12 protein-coding genes are annotated in these 14320 nt (G+C 64.3%); 8 read left to right on the top strand and 4 right to left on the bottom strand.

The window, feature by feature from the left end; all coding sequences use genetic code 11:
* Positions 1–242: 242 nt before the first annotated feature.
* The 4 genes from ACZ1JY_RS04480 to ACZ1JY_RS04465 all read left to right on the top strand — a co-directional run bounded on the left by ACZ1JY_RS04480 (position 243) and on the right by ACZ1JY_RS04465 (position 5429).
* Positions 243–2456: a beta-glucosidase gene (locus ACZ1JY_RS04480; protein WP_465130505.1), complete on the top strand. Its 2214-nt coding sequence runs from the start codon at positions 243–245 to the stop codon at positions 2454–2456.
* A 2-nt stretch (positions 2457–2458) separates the two neighbouring features.
* Positions 2459–3988 carry a carboxylesterase/lipase family protein gene (locus ACZ1JY_RS04475; protein WP_465130504.1) on the top strand — a complete coding sequence of 510 codons (1530 nt, stop codon included), beginning with the start codon at positions 2459–2461 and terminating at the stop codon, positions 3986–3988.
* A gap of 148 nt (positions 3989–4136) precedes the next feature.
* Positions 4137–4571: an RrF2 family transcriptional regulator gene (locus ACZ1JY_RS04470; protein WP_118073635.1), complete on the top strand. Its 435-nt coding sequence runs from the start codon at positions 4137–4139 to the stop codon at positions 4569–4571.
* A gap of 51 nt (positions 4572–4622) precedes the next feature.
* Positions 4623–5429, top strand: a complete 807-nt coding sequence (locus ACZ1JY_RS04465; protein WP_168904569.1) for an outer membrane protein assembly factor BamD — start codon at positions 4623–4625, stop codon at positions 5427–5429.
* A 7-nt stretch (positions 5430–5436) separates the two neighbouring features.
* Here ACZ1JY_RS04465 and ACZ1JY_RS04460 read toward each other — a convergent pair whose 3' ends face one another.
* The 3 genes from ACZ1JY_RS04460 to ACZ1JY_RS04450 all read right to left on the bottom strand — a co-directional run bounded on the left by ACZ1JY_RS04460 (position 5437) and on the right by ACZ1JY_RS04450 (position 8426).
* Positions 5437–6375 carry a DUF481 domain-containing protein gene (locus ACZ1JY_RS04460; RefSeq protein ID WP_465130503.1) on the bottom strand — a complete coding sequence of 313 codons (939 nt, stop codon included), beginning with the start codon at positions 6373–6375 and terminating at the stop codon, positions 5437–5439.
* A 78-nt stretch (positions 6376–6453) separates the two neighbouring features.
* A complete protein-coding gene (locus tag ACZ1JY_RS04455) occupies positions 6454–7518 on the bottom strand; it encodes a glycosyltransferase family 4 protein (RefSeq protein WP_465130502.1) in 1065 nt (354 codons plus the stop codon).
* Complete coding sequence (locus ACZ1JY_RS04450) at positions 7515–8426, bottom strand: UDP-2,3-diacylglucosamine diphosphatase (RefSeq protein ID WP_206065722.1); 912 nt, start codon at positions 8424–8426, stop codon at positions 7515–7517. The genes ACZ1JY_RS04455 and ACZ1JY_RS04450 overlap by 4 nt, the downstream gene beginning before the upstream one ends.
* Before the next feature lie 146 nt (positions 8427–8572).
* Between ACZ1JY_RS04450 and recN the strand changes: the two genes are divergently transcribed.
* The 4 genes from recN to ACZ1JY_RS04430 are packed head-to-tail and all read left to right on the top strand — an operon-like array spanning position 8573 to position 13495.
* Positions 8573–10237, top strand: coding sequence for a DNA repair protein RecN (recN, locus tag ACZ1JY_RS04445; protein WP_465130501.1), 1665 nt, complete (start codon positions 8573–8575; stop codon positions 10235–10237).
* Positions 10234–10926, top strand: a complete 693-nt coding sequence (locus ACZ1JY_RS04440; RefSeq protein WP_465130500.1) for a GNAT family N-acetyltransferase — start codon at positions 10234–10236, stop codon at positions 10924–10926. Before recN ends, ACZ1JY_RS04440 begins: the two co-directional genes overlap by 4 nt.
* Positions 10926–12992: an NAD-dependent DNA ligase LigA gene (gene ligA, locus ACZ1JY_RS04435; RefSeq protein ID WP_465130499.1), complete on the top strand. Its 2067-nt coding sequence runs from the start codon at positions 10926–10928 to the stop codon at positions 12990–12992. Before ACZ1JY_RS04440 ends, ligA begins: the two co-directional genes overlap by 1 nt.
* Positions 12992–13495 carry a CinA family protein gene (locus ACZ1JY_RS04430; RefSeq protein WP_465130498.1) on the top strand — a complete coding sequence of 168 codons (504 nt, stop codon included), beginning with the start codon at positions 12992–12994 and terminating at the stop codon, positions 13493–13495. Before ligA ends, ACZ1JY_RS04430 begins: the two co-directional genes overlap by 1 nt.
* Here ACZ1JY_RS04430 and ACZ1JY_RS04425 read toward each other — a convergent pair.
* Positions 13480–14277, bottom strand: a complete 798-nt coding sequence (locus ACZ1JY_RS04425; protein ID WP_465130497.1) for an enoyl-CoA hydratase/isomerase family protein — start codon at positions 14275–14277, stop codon at positions 13480–13482. The genes ACZ1JY_RS04430 and ACZ1JY_RS04425 overlap by 16 nt on opposite strands.
* Positions 14278–14320 lie beyond the last annotated feature (43 nt).

Genomic DNA, 14320 nt, shown 5'->3' with positions numbered 1-14320 from the left:
GTGGCCCGGGCGGAGCTCGCCGGAAAAGTCGGGGAGGTCATGCGTCTCTTTTTGGCAATACAGGGATGGAAACCGCTGTGCGAACATTCACAACTTGAAACCTAGTCTTTGTACGGGCGCTCCACAAGAACCCTATTTTGCGGATTGGGATTTCTATTCGTCTGCTTGACAGCGCTGCCAATAGTCTGGCAGGTCCTCGGCCATCGAGTGGTCAATCCGCTGTGAAATTCAGGAGACTATGGATGTCGAAGGTGTGGCGCCTCTTGGTGGCGGCGAGCACGATGGTGGCTACTGGCGCGACGGAATCCCAAGCCCAACAAGCTTCTGCAGTCGACATGAAGGCGGCCGATGCGCGTGCAGCGGCGACGGTCAGGCAGATGACGACGGACGAGAAGGTGGTGCTGACGCATGGCATCATGCCGCTGCCGCTGGGCGGGCCGACCCCGCCGATTCCGGCCGATGCGATTGCAGGGGCGGGGTACATTCCGGGGATCGAGCGGCTGGGCGTGCCCGCGCTCAAGGAAACCGACGCCAGCCTTGGCGTATCCTACGTGATGGGCATCCGCAAGGACGGGTCCACGGCGCTGCCTTCGGGCGTGGCGCAGGCGGCTTCGTGGAACCCTGACCTGATGTATCGCGGCGGCGCGATGATCGGATCGGAAGCGCGGGCCAAAGGCTTCAACGTGCTCCTGGCCGGCGGCGTCAACCTGATGCGCGATCCGCGCAATGGCCGTACCTTCGAATACCTTGCCGAGGACCCGCTGCTTTCGGGCATGCTGGTGGGCGCGGCGATCCGCGGCATCCAGTCGAACAATATCATCTCGACGATCAAGCACTTCGCGCTGAACGGGCAGGAGACCGGGCGCAAGTATGTCGACGTGAAGATCAGCGAGGGCGCCGCGCGCGAGAGCGACCTGCTCGCCTTCCAGATCGGCATCGAGCAGGGCCAGCCCGGCTCGGTGATGTGCGCCTACAACCGCGTTCATGGCGAACAGGCCTGCGCCAACGACTGGCTGCTAAACAAGGTGCTGAAACAATCGTGGGGCTACAAGGGCTTCGTGATGTCGGACTGGGGCGCGGTGCCGAACCTCGAGGCGGCACTGAAGGGACTCGACCAGCAGTCGGGCGAACAGCTCGATCCCGGCGTATTCTTCGGCGACAAGCTCAAGGACAAGGCGGCGGCTGACCCTGTGTGGAAGGCGCGGCTCGATGACATGAACCGTCGCGTGCTGACCGCGATCTACGCCTCGGGTCTCGACAAGAACCCGGCCAAGCCGGGCGGCAAGATCGATTTCGCCGCCAATGGCATGGTTGCAGAAGAAGTCGCGCGGCAAGGCATCGTCCTGCTCAAGAACAATGGCGCGCTGCCGCTGGCCAAGAGCGCGAAGTCCATCGCCATCATCGGGGGCTATGCCGATGGCGGCGTGCTTTCGGGCGCGGGATCCAGCCAGGTGCATGGCGAGGGCGGCCCAGCCGTGACCCGTCCGATCGGCGGCAAGGGCGTGTGGGCCGGCTTCATCGCCCAGCAGTACCACCGCTCCAGCCCGATGGACGCGATCCAGGCGCTGGCCAAGGACGCCAAGGTCACCTTCCGTGACGGGCGCTACATTGCCGACGCGGTGGAGAAGGCAAAGCAATCCGAAGTCGCCATCGTCTTTGCGACGCAGTGGACCACCGAAGGCCTCGACGTGCCCGACCTGTCGCTGCCCGATGGCCAGGACGAGCTGATTGCGGCTGTTGCTGCCGCCAATCCCAACACCATCGTCGTGCTGGAAACTGGCGGCCCTGTGAAGATGCCGTGGCTGGACAAGGTAGCAGGCGTCCTCGAGGCTTGGTATCCCGGCGCACGCGGCGGGCCGGCCATCGCCTCGGTGCTGTTCGGTGACACCAACCCTTCGGGCCGCCTGCCGCTGACTTTCCCGGCCAGCGAAGCGCAATTGCCGCGCCCCAGGCTCGATGGCAGCGACTGGGTAGAACCCGATTTCTCGGGTAATCCCTCGTCAGGCAGCGACAAGCTGGTCTCTGATTATGACATCGAAGGGTCGGACGTAGGCTATCGCTGGTTCGCGCGAAAGGGCGCCAAGCCGCTGTTCGCGTTCGGCCACGGCCTGTCGTACACGACGTTCGAGAGCGCGGGCCTGAAGCTGAAGGGCATGACTGCCAGCTTCACCGTGAAGAACACCGGCAAGCGCGAGGGCGCTGAAGTTGCGCAGCTTTACCTCGTCGACCGCGCGGGACAGGCCAAGCGCCGCCTTGCCGGGTTCCAGCGCGTGAACCTTGCCGCAGCCGCTTCGCAAAACGTCAGCCTGACCATCGACCCGCGCATCCTTGCTGACTGGAAGGACGGCGGCTGGACAATGCCGGCAGTTGAATACACCTTCGCCCTTGGCAAGGATGCCGAAACGCTGGGCACGCCGGTCAAGGTAAAGCTGCCAGCCAAGACCTGGAAGGATTGAGCATGCGTGTCATTGCAACGCTGGCGTTGGGTGCAGGAATGATGGCCCTGTCTTCAGGTGTCGGCCATGCTGCCAAGCCGTCTTCGACTGTGACCAAGGAGGTCGTCGTTGAAACCGCGTCAGGGCCAGTTCGCGGCACTGAGGCTGCAAACGGCGTCTCGGCCTTCCTTGGCATCCCTTATGCTGCACCTCCCGTAGGGGATAACCGCTGGCGCGAGCCGCAGCCGCCGACGTCTTGGACCTCGGTGCGCGATGCCACCAGATACGGGGCAGATTGCCTCCAGGCGCCATTCCCGCCCGATGCGGCACCGATTCGAACCACGCCTGCGGAAGACTGCCTTTTCGTCAACGTCTGGAAACCCGCATCGGCGAAGCCGGGGGCCAAATTGCCAGTGATGGTCTGGGTCCACGGTGGCGGGTTCGTCAACGGCGGCTCCTCGCCTGCGGTTTATTCCGGCGAGAACTTCGCGCGCGACGGCGTGGTGCTGATCAGCCTGAACTATCGCCTTGGTCGCTTCGGCTTTTTTGCGCACCCGGCCTTGGCGGCTGAAGGGTACGGCGGCAACTTCGGCTATCTCGACCAGATCGCGGCGCTCCGCTGGGTGAAGGCCAATGCCGATAGATTTGGCGGCGATCCGGCGAACGTCACCGTTTTCGGAGAAAGCGCAGGCGGCATGTCGATGCATATGCTGCTGCAGGCTCCCGAGGCGCGTGGGCTGTTCCAGAAGGTCATCATAGAGAGCGGTGCCGGGCGCGAACGCTCCTTGCCGACGCCAACCATTGCAGGTGCAGCCAAAGCCGGTGAGGCTTTTGCCGCCGGTCTCGACGCTGCAGCGCTGCGGGCCTTGCCGGCGGAGAAGGTCACAGGTGATCTTTCAATGATGACCATGTCGCAGCCCTCCTATTCCGGACCGATGGTCGATGCCCGGACCATTTTCGGCAGTCCTGTCGAGGCAATCGCCGCCGGACTCTATGCCAGGGTTCCGATCATGGTCGGCGCAAACTCAGCAGACGGGCTTCCCTTCGGTACCGATAAGGGCAAGATATTTGCCAGCTACGGCGAACGGGAGGCAGAGGCGCGAAAGCTCTATGATCCGACTGGCGACGGCGCACCTTTGCAGGTCGCGGTCATGACCAGCGCCGATCGCACTTTCATTGAACCGGCACGTGCCGTGGCAAGGGCCCTGGCAAAGCGGGGGCAGGCGGCATTCCTGTATCGGTTCGCCTATGCGCATCCGGATTTCCGCAAGGCCATGGGTGGTGCGCCGCACGCCAGCGAATTGCCCTATGTTTTCGACACTGTCGCTGCCCGCACGCAATGGAAGATGGTCCCGGGCGAGCAAGCGGTCGCAACCGCCACGCATAAGCTGTGGATCGATTTCGCGACCCACGGGATGCCGGGATTGGCGTGGCCGGCCGCCACCGATGACGACACCAAGGTCATGCTTATCGCCGAAGGTGGCGCGAAGCACGTCGAAGACCCCTACCGCGCCCGGCTTGATTTCGTGGAAAGCACTGCCGAGGCAAAGTGAACCGCGCGTTGCCTTTGTGACGGGCAAGGAATGCACTGGCCCGGTTCCTCGAAGGAACCGGGCTGGACTAACGGTAAAGTGCAGAAGACCCCACCAGTAATTCTACCAAGCGCGTTGACATTCGCGTTCGAGTGTTCATGTCTTTCTCATGCTCTCGCAAAAGACGCGATATACGATCCGGGCGCTCCAGCACCTTTCCGACACGTTCGGACAGGGGCCCGTGCGTCTCGATGCGATCGCCGAGGCGCAGAACATCCCGCGTAAATTCCTCACCGTCATCCTCTCCGAAATGGCGCGGGAAGGGATCGTCATCTCTCACCGGGGGAGGGACGGCGGATACGAACTGGCGCTTCCGCCGGTCGATATCCGCTATGGTGACATCATCCGGCTGACACGCGGCAGCCTTGCGCTGGTGCCTTGCGCGGCGCGGAACGCTCACGAAACCTGCACCAATTGCCTGCCCGAGGCCGAGTGCCGGTTGCGCGGTTTGATGCTGCAATTGCGCGATGAAACGGCAGCTATTCTCGATCGCATGACGCTGGCCGATCCGATTGCGGTCGAGCCTCCTTTCACCGAGGCGTAAAAGACCGCAACTTCACTTGGCGTTCAGGAACCGGCTGGCTATAGGGTCGGCATGACCGTCCTCGATATGCGCCGCCCGTTGCGCTTCGCCGTCCTTGCCGCCGCTACCGTCGCCATGGGCGTGACTGCCGGCTGTGCGGGCGGGGGGAACAAGAAGAAGGACGTGGCCTACGTCGCGCGCGACGTCGATACGCTCTATGCCGCTGCGAAGGACCGGCTTGACCGTGGTGATTCGAAGCAGGCAGCTGCCCTGTTCGACGAGGTCGAGCGCCAGCATCCCTATTCGCCATGGGCACGCCGCGCCCAGTTGATGAGCGCGTTCAGCTATTATGTTGCCCGGGACTACTCGAAGTCGGTTCAGTCGGCCCAGCGCTTCCTGTCGATTCACCCCGGCAACAAGGACGCGCCCTACGCCTACTACCTCGTCGCTCTCTGCTATTACGAGCAGATCTCAGACGTCACGCGCGACCAGAAGATCACGCAGCAGGCGTTGACCGCTATGAACGAGCTGGTGCGCCGCTACCCCAACACCGATTACGCTGCCGATGCACGGCTCAAGATCGACCTGATCAACGATCACCTTGCCGGCAAGGAAATGGAGATCGGTCGCATGTACCAGCGCAGCGGCAAGTGGCTGGCCGGGACGCTCCGTTTCCGTACTGTGGTTGAAAAATACCAGAGCACCAGCCACACGCCCGAAGCGCTTTACCGGCTGGTCGAGAGCTACCTCTCGCTCGGCTTGCCGCAAGAGGCGCAGAAGGCTGCAGCGGTGCTGGGCACCAATTATCCGGGCAGCAAGTGGTATGAGCGCTCGTTCGATCTGATGAACAAGCACGCCCCGGGCACCACCGCCGCCTGACGGCGCTTCAGAACCCGTAGACCAGCGTCAGCCGACTCGTCGTATCCGTGCCAAGCCGGCCGAGTTCCGGTGCGGTTTCGTGCTGCACCATGTACGATAGCCGGGCCTTGAGCTTGCCGATCAGCCGTGAGTCGAGAGCCGCCAAGGTATAGAACGTGCTGCCCTGCGCATCGAAATAGGCACTGGCATCCTGGCTGTATTCGAGGCTCGGCGTCAGCTTGATCTTCGCTTCCAGCGATGCCAGCCCCGCCACGACGGATTCACGCTCGCCTTCCACCGGGTTCGTCACGCGCCACGCCGGTCCCGCCTTGATGCTCAGCTTGGCATCATCGGCTTTCAGCAGACTGTAGCCCAGCCCGCCCGAAATGCTGTAGCGCGAGGCAAAGCCTTGAAAGCGGTCCTGCTCGAATTGGCCGAGGCCGTAGAGATAGCCTCGGCTGTCGAACTTGTAGTTTGGCTCTGCCGAGAAGCGATATTGTTCGCGGGTGACCACGTCCGCCGTTTCCTGGTAGTCGGCACGGGCAGTCGTGGCGATGCGCCAGTTGGCGCCCTCGGCCAGCAGCTTGAAGCCGCCAACCAGTCCGATGCCCGGAGCATTGCCGGTGTTGGCAAATGCGCCGGCTTCCCCTTCGCCGGCAATTTTCGGTTCTTTTGCGGGTGTCGCCGCGGCCTCTGACTTTTTGGGTTCGCCTTGCCTGCTGGCTGGTGCCGCAACCAGCGCAAAGCTGGACGATTTGCGCGTGGCCACTCTCTCGTCAATCGCTTCTGCGGCACTCGGGAATGCAAGCTTGGCAGCACGAATGACGGCTTCGGCATCGGCGCGATTGCCTGACGCCAGTGTTGCGTCAATCAGATCCGCCACACCTGCCGGCAATTCACGCGAGGCTGTGACTTCGGGCGTTTCCGACGCAATTACAACAAGTTGGGGCGGGGCATCTGCAAGCATTGGGTCGGGTCTCCGTGACCGCGCCCTTAGCATGGCATCCTCGATAGATGCCACCGCCTTTTGTCTGATTACATGGCTTCAGGCGAACGCATGTGCGCTGGGCTCGCGTATGGCATCGCCCACGGCCTCGAGGAACTGATCGGTCGCGCGGTCCCAGTTGTATCGTGCACCTTGGACGGCCGCGCCGATCCGATCACAGCGCAAGGCCTTCCGGATCGCCAGGCCAAGGTCTTCGTCCAGAGCGCCGATCTGCATCGGCAGGTCGCTGGACGGGCCGCGGCCATCGCGCCCGATGATATCGAGCGGCCCCGGCACGGGATAGGCTGCGACCGGCAATCCGCAGGCCAGAGCTTCGATCATGACAAGGCCGAAGGTATCGGTCCTGCTCGGAAACACGAAGACATCGGCCGAAGCATAGGCTCGCGCCAATTGCTCACCATGGCGCGCGCCGAGGAAGACGGCCGCAGGATACTGCGCCTTCAGTCTTGCCAGCGCCGGGCCGTCGCCGACGATCACTTTCGTGCCTGCTACATCCGCATCGAGAAATGCCGTCAGGTTCTTCTCGATCGCGACCCGACCGACATTGAGCATGATCGGGCGGGGCAAATCCGCCAGTTCGGGTAGGGGTTCATGATCGGGATGGAAACGATCCCGATCTATGCCGCGCGTCCAGATCCGGGTCTGGGTCACGCCGTGGCCGGCCAGCTCTGCCGCCAAAGTTGGCGTTGATACCAGCACCGCGCGGCTGGCACCGTGAAAGCGCCGCATGACCGGCCAGAAGCGTTCGGGTTTCAAGCCGGTGCGGACAGCTGCATATTCGGGAAAGCGGGTGTGGAAGGCGCTGGTGAACGGCACGTTGTTGGCCTTGCACCAGCCCCTTGCGCTCCATCCGATCGGACCTTCCGTGGCGATATGCACCACGTCGGGAGCGAAGTCTGCCAAGGTGCGTCGCGTGCCGAACCGGGGAAGCATGGCAAGGCGGATCTCGCTGTAGCCCGGCAGCGGCATCGTCAGGAACTGGCTTGGCGTTACCAGTTCGACTTCGTGACCTCGGGCGATGAGGCGGTCGACCGTTGCCGCCAGAGTCCTGACGACGCCGTTCACCTGCGGATGCCAGGCATCGGTGCAGATCGCGATCCTCATGCCGGTTCCTCCTCAAGCTGCGGAATGGGCTTAAGCGCGGCCTTGACTGCAGCTGCGCGGCGCGTGTCCTCGGCCCAGTCGATGATCGACATGCTGCCGTCGAACTCTTCGGCGAGAGCCGTGCAACTCTCCACCCAGTCACCATCGTTGTAGTAGGTCACGTCGCCGATCTGGCGGATCTCGGCGCAGTGGATGTGCCCGCAAACGACGCCATCGACGCCCATGTCCCGCGCCGCATGCGCCACTGCTTCCTCGAAGTCGCAGACAAACTGGACCGCGTTCTTGACCTTCTTCTTGAGGTATGCCGATAGCGACCAGTACGGCATCTTGAGGTGCCGGCGCGCGATGTTGAACAGCACGTTGGCGCGCAGCAGCAACGAATAGGCCTTGTCGCCAAGGAACGCCAGCCAGCGTGCATAGAGCACCACGCCGTCGAACCCGTCCCCATGGGTGACCAGCAGGCGACGTCCGTCGGCGGTCTCGTGAATTGTCTCGAGAGCCAGTTCCACCCCGCCAAAGCTCATGCCGGCATAGGGGCGCAGCATTTCGTCGTGATTGCCAGCTATCAGGATCACGCGCGTGCCGCGGTGCGCCATCTTGAGGATGCGCCGGATCACTTCATTGTGGGCATCGGGCCAGTACCAGCCCTTGCTCAGCCGCCAGCCGTCGACAATGTCGCCGACAAGGTAGAGCGTCTCGCATTCGATGGATGCAAGGAAATCCAGCAGCATCGGAGCGTTGCACCCTCGCGTGCCAAGGTGAACGTCGGAAATCCACACCGTGCGCAGGCGGCGCTTGGGCCGGAAGCCGCGTGGTTCGGGCAGATCCAGCCAGGCGGGAGCAGACGAAATCAGATCTGCGGCGGATTTGAACGGCGTCTTGCCGTCGAGTTTCGCATGCGATGCCATGAGCGAACCTTTCTCCATCTGCACAGCTCATTGGCGGATTCGCGTTGCGGCCGTGTGGCACGCTGTCACTCGAATGAAACAAGTGGAGAACGAAACGCTTCAGCGTGCGTGGACGAGCGCGCCACAACCGGCTAGAGAATCGCGCGATGCTCACCAGCCTGTCGATCCGCAATGTCGTGCTCATCGAGGCGCTCGATCTCAGCTTTGCCAGCGGGCTTGGCGTGCTGACGGGCGAAACCGGCGCCGGCAAATCGATCCTGCTCGACGCGCTGGGCCTTATTCTGGGCGATCGCGCCGACAGCGGCCTCGTTCGCAGTGGTGAGGATCAGGCCAGCGTCACGGCCACATTCGAATTTGACCGGATGCCCGCCGCGATCCGCGCCGCGCTGAACGAGGCCGAGATCGAGGTTGAACCGGGTGAAGCGCTGATCATCAAGCGCCGGGTGCGCGCTGACGGCGGCTCCAAGGCCTTCATCAACGACCAACCGGTCGGCGTCGCCCTGCTGCGCGAACTGGCGCGGAGCCTGGTCGAACTGCACGGCCAGCACGATGATCGCGGCCTCGTGAACGCGCGCGGCCACCGCGCCCTGCTTGACCGTTACGCCGGGGCAGACGCGGCAGGCGTCGATGCGGCATGGACCAAGTGGCGCAAGGCCGAGGATGCGCTCCACTCTGCCCGTGCCGCAGTTTCGCGCGCTGCCGAAGAGCAGGACCTGTTGCTCGCTCACCTGGCCGAACTCACTGCCCTTGCTCCGGTTATCGGCGAGGAGGACGAACTCGCCGGCCAGCGCGCCGATATGCAGAAGGGTGAGCGGCTTTCGGGCGACCTCGTCGAACTGCAGCGCTTGTGGGAAGGTTCGGACTCCGCCCTTGCCACGCTGCGCAGCGCTGCCCGCCGGCTTGACCGCATTGCCACTGAGCACCCGCTGCTGGCCGAAGCACTTGATGCACTGGACCGGGCGGTCATCGAGGCGAGCGAGGCCGAGGACAAGCTTGCCCGCGCCGCCGAAGCGCTGGCCCACGACCCCGCGCTGCTTGACCGCATCGAGACGCGTCTGTTCGATCTGCGCGCCGCTGCCCGCAAGCACGGCTGCGCGGTTGATGAGCTCCCCCACAAGATAACCGAGATGCGCACTGCGCTCGACGCTATCGAAGGGGGCGAGGCCCAGATCGCCGGTCTCGAAAGGACCGCGCGTGAGGCGGCGCTGGACTACCAGGCCAAGGCCGAGACGCTTTCGGTCCAGCGCGCTGAAGCTGCGCGCAGGCTGGACAAGGCGGTTGCGGCCGAACTCGCTCCGCTCAAGCTCGACGCCGCCAAGTTCCACACGGCGGTCCTGAGACTGCCCGAAGATCGCTGGGGCGCGGGCGGGATCGATGCCGTCGAATTCCTGATCTCGACCAACCCTGGTGCGGATTTCGCCCCGCTCGGCAAGATCGCCTCGGGCGGCGAACTCTCGCGCTTCATCCTTGCGCTCAAGGTCGCGCTTGCCGAAGAGGGTGGCGCGGCAACGATTATCTTCGATGAGATCGACCGCGGCGTCGGCGGCGCCGTGGCCAGCGCTATCGGCGATCGTCTGTCGCGGCTTGCCAGCGGTGGTCAGTTGCTTGCGGTTACCCACAGTCCGCAGGTCGCGGCGCGCGGGGACCGGCACTACATGATCGCCAAGTCGTCCGAAGGCACTGTCACCCGCACCTCGGTCAGCCTGCTTGACGACGCGGCCCGCAAGGAAGAAATCGCCCGAATGCTCTCGGGCGCCGAAGTGACGGCCGAGGCGCGCGCGCAGGCCGACCGCCTGCTGGAGCGAGCGTGAGCGAGCCGGACACGATGCTGAAAGTCGAAGTGCTTGATCGCCCGGTCTGGCATTCGCTGGGCGGTCCCCAGAAGGTGCTCGATGTCGGTCATGGTGAGGTTCGCCGCCTTGATCCGGCGTACGGTCCGTTTGCCGCAGCCTTGCCCGGTCAAGAGCACTCCCTGGCAGAACACATGGCCGGGGCGGAGATCTGGCTGGTCGAACCAGAGGCGGTTGCCGCGCCTTCTGGTCTGCACGTCCTGAAGGTAGCGCCGTTGTTGCAAATGATCGCCGATGGCCCGAACGAACTGTGTGATGACCCGGAGATCATCCAACTGGGCGAAACGGATGCTGCAGAAATGGCGGAGCTGGCCCTGGCCACCGAGCCCGGTCCTTGGGCGGCGCAGACGTGGCGCTACGGCCAGTTCTACGGAATACGCATCAATGGCCGCCTTGCCGCGATGGCAGGCGAGCGCATGCGCCCCGCCGCCAACCTTGCCGAAGTCAGCGGCGTTTGTACTTGGCCGGAGTTCCGGGGCAGGGGCCTTGCCGCGCGCCTGATCCGCAAGGTTATGGCCGGCATGGCAGCGCGGGGCGAAGTGCCCTACCTGCACAGTTACGCCAGCAACGCCTCGGCGATCCGCCTTTATGAAAGCCTTGGCTTCCGCGCCCGCCGCCCCATGGTTGCCACGCTGCTTGGACCTGCATGATGATCGAGATTTCCGAAGCCGAAGCCGCCAACGAGCTAATGCGCCTCGCGCGCCAGATCGCCAGGCACAACCGGCTTTACCACGCCGAGGATACGCCCGAGATTTCGGACGCCGAGTACGATGCGCTGGTGCGCCGCAATGCCGAGCTTGAGGCCGCGTTTCCGCACCTGATCCGGCCTGATAGCCCGAGCGCCCAGGTCGGGCACGAAGTGGCATCGTCGCCCTTGGGCAAGGTCTCCCACGAGGTTCGCATGATGAGCCTCGACAACGCCTTCACCGACGAGGAAGTCGAGGAGTTTGTCGCCCGCGTTTGCCGTTTCCTCGCGCTGTCCGAAAGCGCGGAAGTGGTGATGACGGCAGAGGACAAGATCGACGGCCTGTCCTGCTCGCTCCGCTATGAGAACGGCAGGCTGGTCCGCGCCGCCACGCGTGGCGACGGGCAGGTGGGCGAGGACGTCACGGCCAACGTCGCGCATATCGCCGACATTCCGCAGGAGCTGAAGGGCGCAGGTCTGTTCGACGTGCCCGCTGTCTTCGAGATCCGCGGCGAGGTCTACATGGCCAAGGCCGACTTCCTTGCGCTCAATGCGCGGCAGGCCGAAGCGGGCGACAAGGTCTTTGCCAATCCGCGCAATGCCGCCGCCGGTTCGCTGCGCCAGAAGGACGCCAGCGTCACCGCCAGCCGCCCCTTGCGCTTCCTCGCCCACGGCTGGGGCGCGGCGAGCGAGGTGCCCGCCGCCACACAGTATGAGATGATGCGCAAAATTGCCGAGTGGGGCGTGCCGGTCTCGCCACTGCTGGTCCGCTGCTCATCCCCGGCTGAAATGGTCGCGCATTACCGCCGCATCGGCGAACAGCGCGCAGACTTGCCCTATGACATCGATGGCGTCGTCTACAAGGTCGACCGGCTCGACTGGCAGGAGCGGCTTGGCTTCGTGGCCAAGGCCCCGCGCTGGGGGATCGCCCACAAGTTCCCGGCTGAACGGGCCGAGACGACGCTGGAAGCCATCGACATCCAGGTTGGCCGCACCGGCAAGCTGACGCCGGTGGGTCGTCTGAAGCCGGTGCTCGTCGGCGGCGTTACTGTCACCAACGTCACGCTCCACAATCGCGACGAGATCGGGCGTCTGGGCCTGCGCGTCGGCGATCGCATCGTGCTCCAGCGCGCGGGTGACGTCATCCCGCAGGTGGTCGAGAACCTGACCCGCGAGGACCCGCGCGAAGCCTACCACTTCCCCGACCACTGCCCCGAATGCCAGTCCGAAGCCGTTGCCGAGGAAGGCGAGGTCGACGTGCGCTGCACCGGCGGCCTGATCTGTCCGGCCCAGCGCGTCGAACGCCTCAAGCACTTCGTCAGCCGCGCCGCGCTCGATATCGAGGGGTTTGGCGAGAAGACGATCATCGAGTTCTTCCAGCTCGGCTGGCTTGAAAGCCCGGCTGACATCTTCCGCCTGCGCAAGCGCCGCAGTGACATCGTCGGGCGCGAAGGCTGGAAGGACAAGTCTGTGGACAACCTGTTGGCAGCGATCGAAGGGAAGCGCCAGCCGGACGCGGCCCGCCTGCTGTTCGGCCTCGGCATCCGCCACGTCGGCGCGGTCACCGCCCGCGATCTGATGAAGCGCTTCGTCACGCTGCCGGCCCTGCGCGAGGCGGCCATTGCTGCACGGGAAGGCGGGGAAGCGACTGCAGACCTCCTCTCCATCGAAGGCGTCGGCCCGGTCGTGGTCGAAGCGCTGGGTGATTTCTTCCACGAACCGCACAACATCGCCGTCTGGGAAGACCTGCTCTCGGAAGTCTCCCCACCGCCTTATGTGGTCGAGACAAAGGACAGCGCCGTGGCCGGCAAGACCATCGTCTTCACCGGCAAGCTCGAAACCATGAGCCGCGATGAAGCCAAGGCGCAGGCCGAAGCCCTCGGCGCGCGCGCGGCTGGCTCGGTCTCGGCCAAGACCGACCTCGTCGTGGCAGGACCCGGTGCAGGCTCCAAGCTGAAGCAGGCCGCCGCACTCGGCATCGACGTGATCGATGAAGCCGCCTGGGCCGAAATCGTGAAGGCTGCGGGCTGATGCTGGAGGTGTTGGCCGCAGTCGGCGCTGAAGCGGGAGCACTGCTGAAGCAAAGGCAGGAAACCATCGCCGTCGTCGATGGCTCAACCGGAGGCCTGATCTCGGCAAGCCTGCTCGCCATGCCCGGCGCGTCGGCGTTCTACCTTGGTGGCGGGGTGATCTACACGCTCAAGGGGCGGCGCATGGTGCTCGGCCACGCACCGGGCTCATTGCGCGGCTACGCTTCGGCGCAGGAAGACTATGCTCTGGCGCAAGCGCGGCTGATGCGCGAGCGTTACGGTTCCGATTGGGCCATCGCCGAAACCGGCGCTTCCGGCGGCAGTTCACACCCTTTGGGCGTTGCTTCCGGTACCAGCGCGATTGGCGTCGTCGGGCCTGACGGGATCGAGGCCTCGGTGCGAGTGACGACGGAGAGCGACGACCGACTTGCCAACATGCAGGCTTTCACTAGCGCCGCTTTGATATTGCTGCGCGATACCCTGGCGGCTCACTCCGGCGCGTAGCTCGGCTTCCGTTTCTCCAGAAACGCCTGCATTCCCTCGCGGAAATTGGGGCTGGCGGCAGTCATCAACTGGTTGCGGTTCTCGATGGCCATCGCCGCTTCGAGGCTCGGCGCATCAATGGCGAGGTTGAGGCCCTCCTTGGTCATCCGCAGGCCCATGGGCGAAGCTGCCAGCAAATCGTCGACATACGTCTGACCGACTGTTTCGAGCTGGTCGTCAGGCACGACCTCTGAAACCAGGCCGGTCGCCAGCGCCCGCGGTGCATGGATAAAGCGACCGGTCAACATTAGCTCGCTTGCTACCGAAGTGCCGACAAGGCGCGGCAGGAAGTAGCTGCAGCCCATGTCGCATGCCGAAAGCCCGAGCTTGATGTAGGCGGCGTTCATCTTCGCGCTGGTGCCCGCAACCCGAATGTCCGACGCCAGCACGAACGAAAAACCGCCGCCGCAGGCCGCGCCGTGAACGAGGCTCACGATCGGCTGCGGGCAGCGCCGCATCTTGATATAGACGTCGGCGAGGTAGCCCTGAAATCCGAAGCCGCCCGCGAACGGGATTTCCTCGCGGTTCTCCGCGCGCTCCTTGATGTCGAGCCCGGCGCAGAACACCTTGCCCGCGCCGCGCAGCACGACGACGCGGGTATCCCGGTCATGGAACAACTTGCCGAAATAGTCCGAAAGCTCACGCACCATCTGCAGTGAAATGGCGTTGAGCACCTCCGGCCGGTTGAGCGTCACCCAGTCGGCCGCGCCGCGCTTTTCGATGGTGAAGGTTTCATAGGTCATCGCGCATCTCCCGCCTTAATCGGATGATTAAACGAGAGCGGGC

It is taken from the genome of Novosphingobium sp. BL-A-41-Hi4B-X5A (assembly GCF_055521705.1).
Note: the sequence above shows the minus strand (reverse complement) of the source record. Positions and strands in the feature narration are given on the sequence as shown.

What these genes read in the sequence shown, in the direction of transcription:
- ligA (WP_465130499.1), top strand. Translation starts at nt 10,926, where the DNA reads ATGATCGAGATTTCCGAAGCCGAAGCCGCCAACGAGCTAATGCGCCTC.
- ACZ1JY_RS04425 (WP_465130497.1), bottom strand. Translation starts at nt 14,277, where the DNA reads ATGACCTATGAAACCTTCACCATCGAAAAGCGCGGCGCGGCCGACTGG.
- ACZ1JY_RS04450 (WP_206065722.1), bottom strand. Translation starts at nt 8,426, where the DNA reads ATGGCATCGCATGCGAAACTCGACGGCAAGACGCCGTTCAAATCCGCC.
- ACZ1JY_RS04470 (WP_118073635.1), top strand. Translation starts at nt 4,137, where the DNA reads ATGCTCTCGCAAAAGACGCGATATACGATCCGGGCGCTCCAGCACCTT.
- ACZ1JY_RS04460 (WP_465130503.1), bottom strand. Translation starts at nt 6,375, where the DNA reads ATGCTTGCAGATGCCCCGCCCCAACTTGTTGTAATTGCGTCGGAAACG.
- ACZ1JY_RS04455 (WP_465130502.1), bottom strand. Translation starts at nt 7,518, where the DNA reads ATGAGGATCGCGATCTGCACCGATGCCTGGCATCCGCAGGTGAACGGC.
- ACZ1JY_RS04475 (WP_465130504.1), top strand. Translation starts at nt 2,459, where the DNA reads ATGCGTGTCATTGCAACGCTGGCGTTGGGTGCAGGAATGATGGCCCTG.
- ACZ1JY_RS04430 (WP_465130498.1), top strand. Translation starts at nt 12,992, where the DNA reads ATGCTGGAGGTGTTGGCCGCAGTCGGCGCTGAAGCGGGAGCACTGCTG.
- recN (WP_465130501.1), top strand. Translation starts at nt 8,573, where the DNA reads ATGCTCACCAGCCTGTCGATCCGCAATGTCGTGCTCATCGAGGCGCTC.
- ACZ1JY_RS04480 (WP_465130505.1), top strand. Translation starts at nt 243, where the DNA reads ATGTCGAAGGTGTGGCGCCTCTTGGTGGCGGCGAGCACGATGGTGGCT.
- ACZ1JY_RS04465 (WP_168904569.1), top strand. Translation starts at nt 4,623, where the DNA reads ATGACCGTCCTCGATATGCGCCGCCCGTTGCGCTTCGCCGTCCTTGCC.